The following is a 12,505-nucleotide window of genomic DNA, read 5'->3' as shown; positions in this document are numbered from 1 at the left end:
TCCCGTGCTCGAGGCGTTGCGCTCGACCCCCTGGGCCTACCCGGCCCTGGAGGTCGTGCACATCGTCGGCATCGCCTTGCTGCTGGGCAACCTGGTGGCCCTCGAGGCCCGCGTCCTCGGCCGCGCTGCCGTGCTGCCGGTGCAGGCGCTGGCCAGGCTGTCGCTGACCCTCGCGCTGTCCGGCTTCGCGCTGGCGGCCGCCAGCGGATCGTTGATGTTCGCCACCCAGCCGGCCGAGTTGCTCGCGAACCCGGTGTTTCTGGTCAAGATGGGCCTGCTGGGGGTGGCCGGCGCCAATGCGCTGTGGTTCCATGCCCGCCGCTCACTGGCCAAACTCGACCTGCTGGCGCGGGTACAGATGTTGTCGTCCACTGCGATCTGGCTGGCGGTCGTGTTTTGCGGGCGCTGGATCGCCTATTGATGACCTCGCGCAGCCCGAAAGGAGTTTCCGCATGAAACGTCGCAGCCTCATGTTCGCCGCGGTCACCTTGCCGGGCGCCATGCCCTTCGCCTGGGCCCACCACGGGTGGAGCAGTTTTGACCAGGACCGCCCGCTCTACCTGGAAGGGAAGGTGGTGAGCTCGCGCTGGCAGAACCCGCATGCCGAGCTGATGATCGAAGTGCCCGCCGATCTGCGCTTGCCTGCCGACCTGCCGAAGCGTGCGCTGCCGGCGCAGAGCGCGCCGGTCGATGGACCCGGCCTGCTCGCCAAGGCGGCGCTGCCGCGGCGCAAGGACCGCCAATGGGAGCTCGAACTGGCGCCGCTCACGCGCATGGAGGCCTGGCAGGTGCGCGAAATCAAGCCCGGGACCCTGGTCTCGGCCATCGGCTTCGGCACCAAGGAAGAGAAAGGCGATGCCGTGATGCGGGTCGAGTACCTGTTCGTCGACGGCAAGGCCTACGGGCTGCGTTCCAGCCCGGCCTGATCAGCTGGACAGGGCGGCCAGGGCGCGTTGCGTGATGTCGTCGACGCTGCCGACGCCGCTGATCGCGCGGTACTTCGGCGCTGCGGCCGGCTCGGCCTTGGCCCAGTTCGAGTAGTAGTCGACCAGCGGACGCGTCTGCTGGCTGTAGACCTCGAGCCGCTTGCGCACGGTTTCTTCCTTGTCGTCCTCGCGCTGGATCAGGTCTTCGCCGGTGAGGTCGTCCTTGCCTTCGGTCTTCGGCGGATTGAACTTCAGGTGGTAGATGCGTCCCGAGGCAGGGTGCGAACGGCGTCCGCTCATGCGTTCGATGATGTCGCTGAAGGGCACGTCGATCTCGAGCACGTAGTCGAGCCGGACGCCGGCCGCGCGCATCGCTTCGGCCTGCGGAATGGTGCGCGGGAAGCCGTCGAACAGGAAGCCCTGGGCGCAATCCGGCAGCGCGATCCGTTCCTTGACCAGGTTGATGATCAGGTCGTCGCTGACCAGCGCGCCGGATGCCATCACGGCCTGGGCCTGCAGCCCGAGCGGCGTGCCGGCCTTGACGGCGGCGCGCAGCATGTCGCCGGTGGAGATCTGGGGGATGCCGTATTTCTGGCAAATGAAGGCCGCTTGCGTGCCTTTTCCTGCCCCGGGGGCGCCCAACAAAATCAGTCTCATGGTGTCCTCGGAAGGTTCTTCGATTTCTGTCGCGCCAAGTCGCGCGCACGAGGCGCGACGAAAAGGCGGAGTTGCTTCGAGGATAGCATGGGGTTCGGGCCGTTTCGGAGCCCCGCGCGGGCGAGGTCAGGCGGCGAAGAGGGCGCGGACCCGTGCCAGATCCTCAGGGGTATCGATGCCGGGACCGGGGGCGTGGGCGCTGACATGGACCGCGATCCGGTGGCCGTGCCACAGGGCCCGCATCTGCTCGAGCGCCTCGGTGGTTTCGACCGGTGCCGGCGGCAGGCCCGGAAAGCCGCGCACGAAGCCGGCCCGGTAGCCGTAGATGCCGATGTGGCGGAGCGGCGCCGGCGCGCTCGGCAGCGAGGTGGGGCCGCTGGCCGCGAAGCCGTCGCGCCACCAGGGGATCGGCGCGCGGCTGAAATAGAGCGCATGGCCACGGGCGTCGAGCACGGTCTTGACCACGTTCGGATTGACGAAGTCCTCGAGCGAGTCGATGGCGTGCGCCGCGGTGCTCATCGCGGCGTCGGGGTGGGCGGCCAGCGTGTCGGCCACCGCATCGATCAGATCAGGCGCGATCAGCGGTTCGTCGCCCTGGACGTTGACGACGATCGCGTCGTCGGCCAGCCCGAGCTGGGTGCAGGCTTCGGCCAGCCGGTCGCTGCCGCTCGCGTGGTCGGTGCGGGTCAGCAGCACCCGCACGCCATGGGCACGGCAGGCATCGACGATGCGCGCGTCGTCGGCGGCCACCACCACGCTGGCGGCGCTTGAAAGCGCAGCCTGCTGGGCCACCCGCACCACCATCGGCACGCCGGCGATGTCGGCCAAGGGCTTGTCGGGCAGCCGTGTCGAGGCCAGCCGGGCCGGGATCAGGACCGTGAATGCGGTGCGCATGGACAACTCAAAGTCCGAGTTCTTCGTCGGACAGGGTGCGGGCCTCGGTCTCGAGCAGCACCGGGATGCCGTCGCGCACCGGGTAGGCCAGGCGGGCGCTGCGCGAAGCCAGTTCCTGCTTTTCGGGGTTCCAGGTCAGCGGCCCCTTGGTGACGGGGCAGACGAGCAATTCAAGCAGCTTGGTGTCCATCGTTCGATGATAGCTTTGCGTCGAGGGCGGCGAAGAAGCCGGGCTCGGGTTCGAACACCAGTGGCACGGCCAGCGCCGCCGGAGTCCGGCGCCACAGCTTGACGGCGTCCTTCTCGGTGCACAGCAGGACCTGGCCGGTGTCCGCCGGCGGCTGCCAGCGGCTGAAATCGTCGTGGTCGGGCAGGGCGATGCTCTGCGCCAGGGCCAGTCCGTGCGCGCGCAGCATCTGGAAGAAGACCTCGGGCTTGGCGATCGCTGCGACCGCGATCAACTGCCGTCCGGCCAGGGAGGCCAGGGGCACCCGGGAGCCGTCGTGCCGGAGCGCATAGTCGGCGAGCGTGCGGCGGGCCCGGAAGCCGGCAAAGGCCGGCCGGTCGCCGGTATGGAGGACCAGGTCGCAGCGCCGCGGCCAGGGCTCGCGCAGCAGGCCGGCCGGCAGCAGCCAGCCGTTTCCGACCCCGCGGTCGTCGAACACGCAGATCTCCAGGTCGCGGCCGAGCGCCAGGTGCTGGAGGCCGTCATCGCTCACGATGACCTGGGTGGCCGGGTGCCGGGCGAGCAGGGCACGGGCCGCCTCGATGCGGCGCCGGGCCACGAACACCGGCACGCCGGTGGCGCGGTGGATCAGCGCCGGCTCGTCGCCGACCTCCGCCGGGTCGCTGTCTTCCTGGACCTCCCGGCAATCGCGGGTGCTGCGGCCATAGCCGCGCGACACCACGCCGGTGCGCAGGCCGCGCGCCTCCAGGTGCCGGACCACCGCCATCACCACGGGCGTCTTGCCCGAGCCGCCGGCGATCACGTTGCCGACGATGACCACCGGTACGCCGACGCGCTCGGTGCGCAGCAGGCCCTGGCGGTAGAAGCCTCGGCGCAGCGCGGCCAGGGCGCCGTACAACAGCGACAGCGGCCACAACAAGCGCGCCAGCGCGCCGCGTTGCAGCCAGGCTTGCGGCAACTAGCGCCCCGCCTGCGCGGCCGACTGGGTGGCGAAGGTGATCTGCATCAGGCCGGCCCGGCGCGCCGCTTCCATCACGGTGATGACCGATTGATGGGCGGCGCTGGCGTCGGCGCTGATGATCACGACGTTGTCCTTGGCGCCGCCGGCCGCTGCCGCCAGCGCGGCGGTCACGGTCTCGACGCTGCGGTCCGGCAGCACGGTCCTGTTGATCGAATAGCGGCCATCGGCCGACACCGCGACGATGACTTCCTTCGGGTAGTCGCGCTGCGCCTCGACGTCGGCCACCGGCAGCCGCAGCTGCATTTCGGTGAACTTGCTGTAGGTGGTCGACAGCATCAGGAAGATCAGCACGACCAGCAGCACGTCGATGAACGGGATCAGGTTGATCTCGGGCTCTTCGCGCGAGCCGTGGCGGAAATGCATCCTCATCGGCGCAGCGTGTCCAGGTGGCGGGCGAAGCGCTCGCCGGCCAGTTCGAGGTTCAGCAGGTACTCGTCGACCCGGCTGCGGAAGTAGCGCCAGAAGATCAGCGCCGGAATGGCGATGATCAGGCCGAAGGCCGTGTTGTAGAGCGCGATCGAGATCCCGTGCGCCAGCTGCGCCGGATTGCCCGAGCCGACCGCGCCGTTGGCCGGCGACTGGGAGCCGAAGATCTCGATCATCCCGATCACGGTGCCGAGCAGGCCGAGCAGGGGCGCCGCCGAGGCGATGGTCGCCAGCGCCGGCAGGTAGCGCTCGAGCCGGTGCGCCACCACGCGGCCGGCGGATTCCATCGAGACGCGCAGGTCGTCCTCGGTGGCCATCGGGTTGGTGTTGAGGGCCCGGAAGCCGGCCGCGAGCACCTCGCCGAGGCCGGAGTTCTTTTCGAGCTTGGTGACGACGTCGGGACCGGGAATCGATGTGCGCGAGACCGTGATGGCTTCGTCGAGCAGCTTGGGCGGCAGCACCTTGGAGGTCTTGAGACTGGTGAAGCGTTCGATGACGAGCGCCATCCCGATCACCGAACAAGCGAGCAGCGGCCAGATCGGCCAACCCGCAGCAACTATGATGGAAAACAAAAAATCCTCCGGCCCGTGGACTGCAAATGCGCGGCGATTATCCACCGAGGCGGCGCCGGGTCACGACATGTCTTTCATGTAGGCCCAGACGCACAGAAACTGTGGATAACTTTGTGATTAACACGCAGGGCAACTCGCCCGGAGCCGCACGGGCCGGGCATCTCGTTGGATCGACTGAATTTTGAGCAGCACTTTCTTCAATCAAATCAAAGGCTTGCACGACAACACGTGCCCGTGGTGCCGGCTCTGCCCCTTGGGCAGAGTCATCGGGGCCCTTGTGGACGAATCGTTAGCCGAAAGTGAGATGAGCCATGGCGGAACGTGAGCAACCGCCCTCGTCCGGCGCGAGAGTCTGGGCCGTCGGTGCCTTGTGCCGGGCGATCGCCGACGCGCTCGATGCGCGCTTCAACCCGGTCAGCGTGCGCGGCGAGATCTCCGGCTTTTCGCGGGCGGCCAGCGGCCATTGCTACTTCTCGCTGAAGGACGAATCCGGGCAGTTGCGCTGCGCCATGTTCCGCCGGGCGGCGAGCCTGCTCGATTTCTCGCCGCGCGACGGCGACCAGGTCGAAGTGCGCGGCCGGCTCGCGGTCTATGAGCCGCGCGGCGACCTGCAACTGGTGGTCGAGAGCCTGCGCCGAGCGGGACAGGGCGCGCTGTTCGAGCAGTTCATGCAGCGCAAGGCCCGGCTGGAGGCCGAAGGCCTGTTCGATCCGGCCCGCAAGCGGGCGCTGCCGACGCTGCCGCGTGCGATCGGGCTCGTGACCTCGCTCGGTGCCGCGGCGTTGCACGATGTCGTCACCGCGCTGCGCCGGCGCGCGCCGCACATCCCGGTCGTGCTGGCGCCGGCGGCGGTGCAGGGCGCCGCCGCGCCGGCCGAACTGGTGCGGTCGCTGCAGGGCCTCTACGCGCTCGAACCCAAGGTCGATGTGATCCTGCTGGTGCGCGGCGGCGGCTCGATCGAGGACCTGTGGGCCTTCAACGACGAGACCCTGGCCCGCACCATCGTGCAGAGCCCGGTGCCCGTGATCAGCGGCGTCGGCCACGAGACCGACTTCACGATCGCCGATTTCTGCGCCGACCTGCGCGCGCCCACCCCGACCGCCGCCGCCGAACTGGTCGCCGCGCCGCGCGAGGTGTGGCTCGGCGCACTGGACCTGATCGAGGAGCGCCTGCGCGACGCCGTAGCGGCGCGCGTCGACCTGCTGGGCCAGCGCCTGGACCAGGCCACCGGCCGGCTCGGGCGCCCGTCGGCGCTGGTGGCCCGCCAGCGTCTGGGGCTGGCGCACCAGGCCCAGCGGCTGCACTTCGCGGTGCTGGCGCGGACCGGCCGCTTCGCGCAGGCCCAGCAGGCCCTGGCAGCGAGGGGGCCGCTCGGCCTGCGCGCCACGCTGGCGCGCCACCACGAGCGGCTCGATCGCGCGGCTCTGCGCCTGCAGCTGCTCGACCCGGCGCTGGTGCTGCAGCGCGGCTACGCCTGGCTGACCGATGCCGATGGTCGGCCGGTCATGCACGCCGCCGAGCTGGCGCCCGATGACCATGTGACGGCGCGGCTTTCCGACGGCACGGTGGCCCTGAAAGTGCTGCAATAGCGGGTGCACCGGGGACAAACGCGACCGCGTCCGACGCCCCTTGCCCGAATCCTTCCTAGAATCTTCGATTCCTTCAACCAACCCGCGAGAAAAACACCATGGAACACGTTCTTCCTCCCCTGCCGTATCCGCTCGACGCCCTGGCGCCCGAGTATTCGAAGGAAACGATGGAGTACCACTACGGCAAGCACCACAACGCTTACGTCGTGAACCTGAACAACCTGCAGAAGGGCACCGAATTCGAGAGCATGACGCTCGAGGAAATCGTCAAGAAGTCCAGCGGCGGGATCTACAACAACGCGGCCCAGATCTGGAACCACACCTTCTTCTGGAACTGCATGAAGCCCGCCGGCGGCGGCGAACCCAGCGGCGCCCTGGCCAAGGCGATCGATGCCAAGTGGGGCAGCTACGCGGCCTTCAAGGAAGCCTTCGTGAAGTCGGCCGTGGGCAATTTCGGCTCCGGCTGGACCTGGCTCGTCAAGAAGGCCGACGGTTCGGTCGACATCGTCAATACCGGCGCCGCCGGCACGCCGTTGACCACCGCCGACAAGGCGCTGCTGACGGTCGACGTCTGGGAACACGCCTACTACATCGACTACCGCAACCTGCGCCCCAAGTTCGTCGAGACCTTCCTTGCGAAGCTCGTCAACTGGGACTTCGTGGCCAAGAACTTCGGCTGATCCGGGTTCTGCGCCGACGCGAAAAAGCCGACCCGCGGGTCGGCTTTTTCGTTGGGGCGGCCGCGCCTCAGCGCCGGCCGGCGAACAACTCTCCGCCGAGCTTGCTGCCGGCCTTGATGTTCTTGCGCGCGAACCAGCCCTGGTTCATTTCCAGGACGAAGCGCACCGGCTCCTTCGAGCAGTGCGAATTCTCGGTCATCGGCTGCATGTCGACCAGGTTGACGATGCGGCCATCGTCGGCGACGAAGGCGGCGGTCAGGGGCAGCAGCGTGTTCCTCATCCAGAAGCACTGGGTGGCGGGCTGTTCGAAGACGAACACCATGCCTTCGGTCGGCGGCATTTCCTTGCGGTACATCAGGCCGATTTCGCGTTCCTTTGGCGACTGCGCCACCTGGGCGTCGATCTGGTACATGCCGGCCGATATGCGGGTCCGCGGCAATTGGCTTTGCGGTTCCTGGGCATGGGAAATAGCCGTCAATGAAACGGACAGCGCGAGAAGACTGAAAAAACGCAAGAACATGGGTCGACTTTCGGGGACGGCAACGCAAACAAGAATGCCCGCGCAGGCGGGCATGATCGATTGAACGCAAAGCTTACCTTCTATTGGCCAGGATTGCCTGACCCAAAAGGACAGGATCGCTCAGCCAAGACGAAAAAAAGCGCTCCGTGGAGCGCTCTTTCAATAAGGGAACGAATCCGATCAGTTCGGCGTGCCGCCTTGCGGGTTCATCTTGCGAACGCTGCCGTCCTTGTTGCGGCGACGGTCGCTGCGGGTTTCGGCGCGAGCCTGGCCGGCGGTTGCGGCACGGCTCGGGGCCAGGCCGCCGCTGCCTTCTGCGGTCTTGGGGGTGTCGCCACCTTGAGGACGCACTTCGCCTTGCGGCTTAGCGGCACGGCGCTCGACAGCGCGCTGCTGCGGCTTGGAGTTCGTGATCGGTTGTTGTTCCGACGAAGTACCAGCCGGATTTTGCGCATAGGCACCAGCTGCGAACAGGCCGGCCATCATGACTGCGAGAACTTTGCTCATTACGGATTCCTCAATGGAAATGGTTTGAAAACGCCTCCCGGCCAGCAGAAGGTCTGCCAACAACGGAGCCGGGCCGGCGGTGGTTGACACATCCTTCGGGCTCCTCCGGTTGCGTCTAAAATTCTAAGGGTATTCAGGCGATTGCAAACTCATTGTCTTCCCGTCTTTCCTCACCCGGAGTCCTCGTCCCCATGTCCAGGTACCAGCACATCAAAGTCCCGACCGAAGGCCAGAAGGTCACGGTCAACGCCGACAACTCGCTCCAGGTGCCCGACCAGCCGATCATTCCCTTCATCGAAGGCGACGGCACCGGACTCGACATCACGCCGGTCATGTTGAAGGTGGTCGACGCGGCGGTCGCCAAGGCTTACGGCGGCAAGCGGAAGATCCAGTGGATGGAGGTCTACGCCGGTGAAAAAGCGACCCGGATCTACGGTCCCGACGTCTGGCTCCCCGAAGAAACCCTGCATGCCGTGCGTGACTACGTGGTCTCGATCAAGGGCCCCCTGACGACCCCTGTGGGCGGCGGCATCCGCTCGCTCAACGTGGCGCTGCGCCAGGAGCTCGATCTGTACGTTTGCCTGCGGCCGATCCAGTATTTCGAGGGTGTCCCCAGCCCCGTGAAGGAGCCCCAGAAGACCAACATGGTGATCTTCCGGGAGAACTCCGAGGACATCTATGCCGGCATCGAATTCGAGGCCGAAAGCGACAAGGCCAAGCGGCTGATCAAGTTCCTTCAGGACGAGTTCGGGGTCAAGAAGATCCGCTTCCCGAACACCTCCGGCATCGGCATCAAGCCGGTGTCCCGCGAAGGCACCGAGCGGCTGGTCCGCAAGGCGATCCAGTACGCGATCGACAACGACAAACCGAGCGTCACGATCGTCCACAAGGGCAACATCATGAAGTTCACCGAGGGCAGTTTCCGCGACTGGGCCTACGGTCTGGCGGCCAAGGAATTCGGCGCCGAACTGATCGACGGCGGTCCCTGGATGCGGTTCAAGAGCCCGAAAACGGGCAAAGAAATAACCGTGAAAGATTCGATCGCTGATGCTTTCCTGCAACAGATTTTGCTGCGACCGGCCGAATACAGCGTCATCGCGACCCTCAACCTGAACGGCGACTACATTTCCGACGCCCTGGCGGCCCAGGTCGGCGGCATCGGGATCGCCCCCGGCGCCAATCTCAGCGACACGGTCGCGATGTTCGAGGCGACCCACGGCACGGCGCCGAAATACGCCGGCAAGGACTACGTGAATCCGGGCTCCGAGATCCTCTCGGCCGAAATGATGCTGCGCCACATGGGCTGGACCGAGGCCGCCGACCTGGTCATCAGCTCGATGGAAAAATCGATCGCCAGCAAAAGGGTCACCTACGACTTCGCGCGCCTCATGGAGGGCGCCACGCAGGTCAGTTGCTCGGGCTTCGGGCAGGTGATGATCGACAACATGTAAAGATGGCGGCGGCGGCGTCCGGCCCGACGCCTTGCCCACGCAGCCCCGGGACCCCAGGTGCCGGGGCTTTTTCATGGGCCGGAAAAACCCCTGAGCCAGCAGCCTCCGCGCCTTCGGGGCATGCTGCTTGCATGGGCGTGAACTGCTGATCCGGCCGCATTCGCCTTGAATGTCACAAAGCCGCCACCAGTTGTGTCACATCGTCGAGTGCAACCCGCGGCGGCTCTATAAAATGAATTCCATGGCTACCAGAATCCCTTCGACCCCCAAGACGCCGCCGGCTGCCAAGCCGAGGCGGGACGATGGTGACGCGGTCGTGCTCGAGCGGCGACCGCAGAAGACCGCGCCGCCCCAGATGTTCCAGGTCGTGATGCTGAACGACGACTACACGCCGATGGAATTCGTGATCGTCGTGATCCAGGAGTTCTTCAGCAAGGACCGCGAAACCGCGACCCAGATCATGCTCAAGATCCACCTCGATGGCCGCGGCGTCTGCGGGGTGTATTCCCGCGACATGGCGGCCACCAAGGTCAATCAGGTGATGGAAGCGGCGCATCAGGCGGGGCATCCGCTGCAGTGCGTCAGCGAACCGGTCGAATGAACCAGTTGAATTGGGCGCGCTCCAACCCATCTGAGAAATTATTTACAGCAAGGCAAAAGGAAATCACATGATTGCCCAGGAACTGGAAGTCAGCCTGCACATGGCTTTTGTAGAAGCCAGGCAGCAGCGCCACGAGTTCATCACGGTGGAGCACCTGCTGCTCGCTTTGCTGGACAACCCGAGTGCCGCGGAGGTGCTGCGCGCCTGCTCGGCCAATGTCGACGACCTGCGGGCGTCGCTCACCAACTTCATCAAGGACAACACGCCCCAGGTGGCGGGTACCGACGATGTCGACACCCAGCCGACGCTGGGTTTCCAGCGCGTCATCCAGCGCGCCATCATGCATGTGCAATCCACCGGCAACGGCAAGAAGGAAGTCACCGGCGCCAACGTGCTGGTCGCGATCTTCGGCGAAAAGGATTCGCACGCCGTCTACTACCTGCACCAGCAGGGCGTGACGCGCCTGGACGTCGTGAACTTCATCGCGCACGGCATCAAGAAGAGCGATCCGCCGGAAGCCGCCAAGGGCAGCAGCGACGCTTCGTCGGGTGAAGGCGAGGAAGGCGGCGGCGAGAAGAACGAGAAGTCCTCGCCGCTCGAGCAGTTCACGCAGAACCTCAACCAGTTGGCCAAGGAAGGCAAGATCGATCCGCTGATCGGCCGCGAGTACGAGGTCGAGCGCGTGATCCAGATCCTGTGCCGCCGGCGCAAGAACAATCCGCTGCTGGTGGGCGAAGCCGGCGTCGGCAAGACCGCGATCGCCGAGGGCCTGGCCTGGCGCATCACGCAGAACGACGTGCCCGAGATCCTGGCCGAGTCGAACGTGTACTCGCTCGACATGGGCGCGCTCCTGGCCGGCACCAAGTACCGCGGCGATTTCGAGCAGCGCCTGAAGGGCGTGCTCAAGTCGCTCAAGGACAAGCCGAACGCGATCCTGTTCATCGACGAGATCCACACGCTGATCGGCGCCGGCGCGGCATCGGGCGGCACGCTCGACGCCTCGAACCTGCTCAAGCCGGCGCTCTCCAGCGGCCAGCTCAAGTGCATCGGCGCCACCACCTTCACCGAGTACCGCGGCATCTTCGAGAAGGATGCGGCCCTGTCGCGTCGCTTCCAGAAGGTCGACGTGGTCGAGCCGACGGTGCAGGAAACCGTCGACATCCTGAAGGGCCTGAAGTCGCGCTTCGAGGAGCACCATGGCGTGAAGTACGGCGTCGCCGCACTCCAGGCCGCGGCCGAGCTGAGTGCCAAGTACATCAACGACCGTCACCTGCCCGACAAGGCGATCGACGTCATCGATGAAGCCGGCGCTGCCCAGCGCATCCTGCCCGCGAACAAGCGCAAGAAGACCATCAGCAAGACCGAGGTCGAGGAAATCGTCGCCAAGATCGCGCGCATTCCCCCGGCCAACGTCTCGAACGACGATCGCGGCAAGCTGCAGACCATCGAGCGCGACCTGAAGAGCGTGGTGTTCGGCCAGGACAAGGCGCTCGAAGTGCTGGCGTCCGCGGTCAAGATGGCGCGTTCGGGGCTGGGCCGGGAAGACAAGCCGATCGGCTCCTTCCTGTTCAGCGGCCCGACCGGCGTCGGCAAGACCGAAGCCGCCAAGCAGCTGGCCTACATCATGGGCATCGAGCTGATCCGCTTCGACATGTCGGAGTACATGGAGCGCCACGCGGTGAGCCGTCTGATCGGCGCGCCTCCGGGCTACGTCGGATTCGACCAGGGCGGCCTGCTGACCGAGGCCATCACGAAGAAGCCGCACGCGGTGCTGCTGCTCGACGAAATCGAGAAGGCGCATCCGGATATCTTCAACGTGCTGCTGCAGGTCATGGACCACGGCACCCTGACGGACAACAACGGACGCAAGGCCGACTTCCGCAACGTGATCATCGTGATGACCACCAATGCGGGTGCCGAGACCATGAACAAGGCGACCATCGGCTTCACCAACCCGCGCCAGGCGGGCGACGAGATGGCCGACATCAAGCGCCTGTTCACGCCGGAGTTCCGCAACCGCCTCGATGCGACCGTGAGCTTCAAGGCGCTCGACGAGCAGATCATCCTGCGCGTGGTGGACAAGTTCCTGCTGCAGCTGGAGACGCAGCTGGCCGAGAAGAAGGTCGACGTGACCTTCACCGACGCCCTGCGCAAGCACCTGGCGAAGAAGGGCTTCGATCCGCTGATGGGTGCGCGGCCGATGCAGCGCCTGATCCAGGACACGATCCGTCGCGCCCTGGCCGACGAACTGCTCTTCGGTCGCCTGCAGGAGGGCGGACGCCTGACCGTCGACCTCGACGACAAGGAAGAAGTGCAGTTGGACATCCAGCCGCTGCCGAAGAAGGAAGGCCGGGCCAAGCCCGAGGCCGAAGAAGCGGCGACGGGTTGAGCGCCTTCCGCCCACTGCGGCGGAAGCATCCGATCGGAAGGCCGGTAGCATTGCTACCGGCCTTTTTCGTTTCACCTCGAGATTT

The 12,505-nt window shown here is 66.3% G+C and carries 16 protein-coding genes; 8 read left to right on the top strand and 8 right to left on the bottom strand.

Annotated elements, in window-relative coordinates; genetic code table 11:
• The first annotated feature begins 4 nt into the window (after positions 1 to 4).
• Positions 5 to 421, top strand: a complete 417-nt coding sequence (locus QZH52_RS19530) for a hypothetical protein (protein WP_301812180.1) — start codon at positions 5 to 7, stop codon at positions 419 to 421.
• A 31-nt stretch (positions 422 to 452) separates the two neighbouring features.
• Positions 453 to 926 carry a DUF6152 family protein gene (locus QZH52_RS19525; protein WP_301812179.1) on the top strand — a complete coding sequence of 158 codons (474 nt, stop codon included), beginning with the start codon at positions 453 to 455 and terminating at the stop codon, positions 924 to 926.
• Here the strand turns inward: QZH52_RS19525 and adk are convergent, their stop codons facing one another.
• The 6 genes from adk to QZH52_RS19495 form a co-directional block, all read right to left on the bottom strand.
• The gene (gene adk / locus QZH52_RS19520; protein WP_286522326.1) at positions 927 to 1,583 is read right to left on the bottom strand and encodes an adenylate kinase; all 657 of its coding nucleotides are present in this window, start codon (positions 1,581 to 1,583) and stop codon (positions 927 to 929) included.
• Positions 1,584 to 1,709: 126 nt separating this feature from the next.
• The gene (gene kdsB, locus QZH52_RS19515; protein WP_286531747.1) at positions 1,710 to 2,477 is read right to left on the bottom strand and encodes a 3-deoxy-manno-octulosonate cytidylyltransferase; all 768 of its coding nucleotides are present in this window, start codon (positions 2,475 to 2,477) and stop codon (positions 1,710 to 1,712) included.
• Positions 2,478 to 2,484: 7 nt separating this feature from the next.
• On the bottom strand, positions 2,485 to 2,667 hold the full coding sequence (locus QZH52_RS19510) for a Trm112 family protein (RefSeq protein WP_286504333.1): 183 nt from the start codon (positions 2,665 to 2,667) through the stop codon (positions 2,485 to 2,487).
• Positions 2,648 to 3,622 (bottom strand): tetraacyldisaccharide 4'-kinase, encoded by a 975-nt coding sequence (gene lpxK, locus QZH52_RS19505; RefSeq protein ID WP_301812176.1) that lies wholly within the window; start codon positions 3,620 to 3,622, stop codon positions 2,648 to 2,650. The genes QZH52_RS19510 and lpxK overlap by 20 nt, the downstream gene beginning before the upstream one ends.
• Complete coding sequence (locus QZH52_RS19500; RefSeq protein WP_286523168.1) at positions 3,623 to 4,048, bottom strand: ExbD/TolR family protein; 426 nt, start codon at positions 4,046 to 4,048, stop codon at positions 3,623 to 3,625.
• 2 nt (positions 4,049 to 4,050) lie between these two features.
• Positions 4,051 to 4,617 carry a MotA/TolQ/ExbB proton channel family protein gene (locus QZH52_RS19495; RefSeq protein ID WP_301812174.1) on the bottom strand — a complete coding sequence of 189 codons (567 nt, stop codon included), beginning with the start codon at positions 4,615 to 4,617 and terminating at the stop codon, positions 4,051 to 4,053.
• Here QZH52_RS19495 and QZH52_RS19490 point away from each other — a divergent pair.
• From QZH52_RS19490 to QZH52_RS19480, 3 genes are all read left to right on the top strand, one after another.
• Positions 4,604 to 4,765 (top strand): hypothetical protein, encoded by a 162-nt coding sequence (locus tag QZH52_RS19490; protein ID WP_286522322.1) that lies wholly within the window; start codon positions 4,604 to 4,606, stop codon positions 4,763 to 4,765. The genes QZH52_RS19495 and QZH52_RS19490 overlap by 14 nt on opposite strands.
• A 229-nt stretch (positions 4,766 to 4,994) precedes the next feature.
• Positions 4,995 to 6,272: an exodeoxyribonuclease VII large subunit gene (gene xseA / locus QZH52_RS19485; RefSeq protein WP_301812172.1), complete on the top strand. Its 1,278-nt coding sequence runs from the start codon at positions 4,995 to 4,997 to the stop codon at positions 6,270 to 6,272.
• A 98-nt stretch (positions 6,273 to 6,370) separates the two neighbouring features.
• Positions 6,371 to 6,952 carry a superoxide dismutase gene (locus QZH52_RS19480; RefSeq protein WP_286522320.1) on the top strand — a complete coding sequence of 194 codons (582 nt, stop codon included), beginning with the start codon at positions 6,371 to 6,373 and terminating at the stop codon, positions 6,950 to 6,952.
• A gap of 67 nt (positions 6,953 to 7,019) precedes the next feature.
• Here the strand turns inward: QZH52_RS19480 and QZH52_RS19475 are convergent, their stop codons facing one another.
• Positions 7,020 to 7,472 (bottom strand): DUF192 domain-containing protein, encoded by a 453-nt coding sequence (locus tag QZH52_RS19475; protein WP_286532155.1) that lies wholly within the window; start codon positions 7,470 to 7,472, stop codon positions 7,020 to 7,022.
• 180 nt (positions 7,473 to 7,652) lie between these two features.
• The gene (locus QZH52_RS19470) at positions 7,653 to 8,069 is read right to left on the bottom strand and encodes a cell envelope biogenesis protein TolA (RefSeq protein ID WP_301812169.1); all 417 of its coding nucleotides are present in this window, start codon (positions 8,067 to 8,069) and stop codon (positions 7,653 to 7,655) included.
• 101 nt (positions 8,070 to 8,170) lie between these two features.
• On the opposite strand from QZH52_RS19470, the gene icd reads away from it, so the two are divergent.
• The 3 genes from icd (at position 8,171) to clpA (ending at position 12,420) form a co-directional block, all read left to right on the top strand.
• Complete coding sequence (gene icd, locus QZH52_RS19465; protein ID WP_301812167.1) at positions 8,171 to 9,430, top strand: NADP-dependent isocitrate dehydrogenase; 1,260 nt, start codon at positions 8,171 to 8,173, stop codon at positions 9,428 to 9,430.
• A 241-nt stretch (positions 9,431 to 9,671) separates the two neighbouring features.
• Complete coding sequence (gene clpS / locus QZH52_RS19460; protein WP_286504342.1) at positions 9,672 to 10,031, top strand: ATP-dependent Clp protease adapter ClpS; 360 nt, start codon at positions 9,672 to 9,674, stop codon at positions 10,029 to 10,031.
• Between the two features lie 67 nt (positions 10,032 to 10,098).
• Positions 10,099 to 12,420 (top strand): ATP-dependent Clp protease ATP-binding subunit ClpA, encoded by a 2,322-nt coding sequence (gene clpA / locus QZH52_RS19455; RefSeq protein WP_286367655.1) that lies wholly within the window; start codon positions 10,099 to 10,101, stop codon positions 12,418 to 12,420.
• Positions 12,421 to 12,505 lie beyond the last annotated feature (85 nt).

The sequence above is a fragment of the Variovorax ginsengisoli genome (assembly GCF_030486595.1).
Classification (GTDB): domain Bacteria; phylum Pseudomonadota; class Gammaproteobacteria; order Burkholderiales; family Burkholderiaceae_C; genus Variovorax; species Variovorax ginsengisoli_B.
The sequence above is the reverse complement of the archived record's forward strand: the minus strand, read 5'-3'. Positions and strand labels throughout refer to the sequence as shown.

Excerpts from the sequence above, each read along its gene's own strand:
- QZH52_RS19525 (WP_301812179.1), top strand. The coding sequence starts at position 453 with ATGAAACGTCGCAGCCTCATGTTCGCCGCGGTCACCTTGCCGGGCGCC.
- adk (WP_286522326.1), bottom strand. The coding sequence starts at position 1,583 with ATGAGACTGATTTTGTTGGGCGCCCCCGGGGCAGGAAAAGGCACGCAA.
- kdsB (WP_286531747.1), bottom strand. The coding sequence starts at position 2,477 with ATGCGCACCGCATTCACGGTCCTGATCCCGGCCCGGCTGGCCTCGACA.
- QZH52_RS19510 (WP_286504333.1), bottom strand. The coding sequence starts at position 2,667 with ATGGACACCAAGCTGCTTGAATTGCTCGTCTGCCCCGTCACCAAGGGG.
- QZH52_RS19500 (WP_286523168.1), bottom strand. The coding sequence starts at position 4,048 with ATGCATTTCCGCCACGGCTCGCGCGAAGAGCCCGAGATCAACCTGATC.
- QZH52_RS19490 (WP_286522322.1), top strand. The coding sequence starts at position 4,604 with ATGACGAGCGCCATCCCGATCACCGAACAAGCGAGCAGCGGCCAGATC.
- QZH52_RS19495 (WP_301812174.1), bottom strand. The coding sequence starts at position 4,617 with ATGGCGCTCGTCATCGAACGCTTCACCAGTCTCAAGACCTCCAAGGTG.
- xseA (WP_301812172.1), top strand. The coding sequence starts at position 4,995 with ATGGCGGAACGTGAGCAACCGCCCTCGTCCGGCGCGAGAGTCTGGGCC.
- QZH52_RS19480 (WP_286522320.1), top strand. The coding sequence starts at position 6,371 with ATGGAACACGTTCTTCCTCCCCTGCCGTATCCGCTCGACGCCCTGGCG.
- QZH52_RS19475 (WP_286532155.1), bottom strand. The coding sequence starts at position 7,472 with ATGTTCTTGCGTTTTTTCAGTCTTCTCGCGCTGTCCGTTTCATTGACG.
- icd (WP_301812167.1), top strand. The coding sequence starts at position 8,171 with ATGTCCAGGTACCAGCACATCAAAGTCCCGACCGAAGGCCAGAAGGTC.
- clpS (WP_286504342.1), top strand. The coding sequence starts at position 9,672 with ATGGCTACCAGAATCCCTTCGACCCCCAAGACGCCGCCGGCTGCCAAG.
- clpA (WP_286367655.1), top strand. The coding sequence starts at position 10,099 with ATGATTGCCCAGGAACTGGAAGTCAGCCTGCACATGGCTTTTGTAGAA.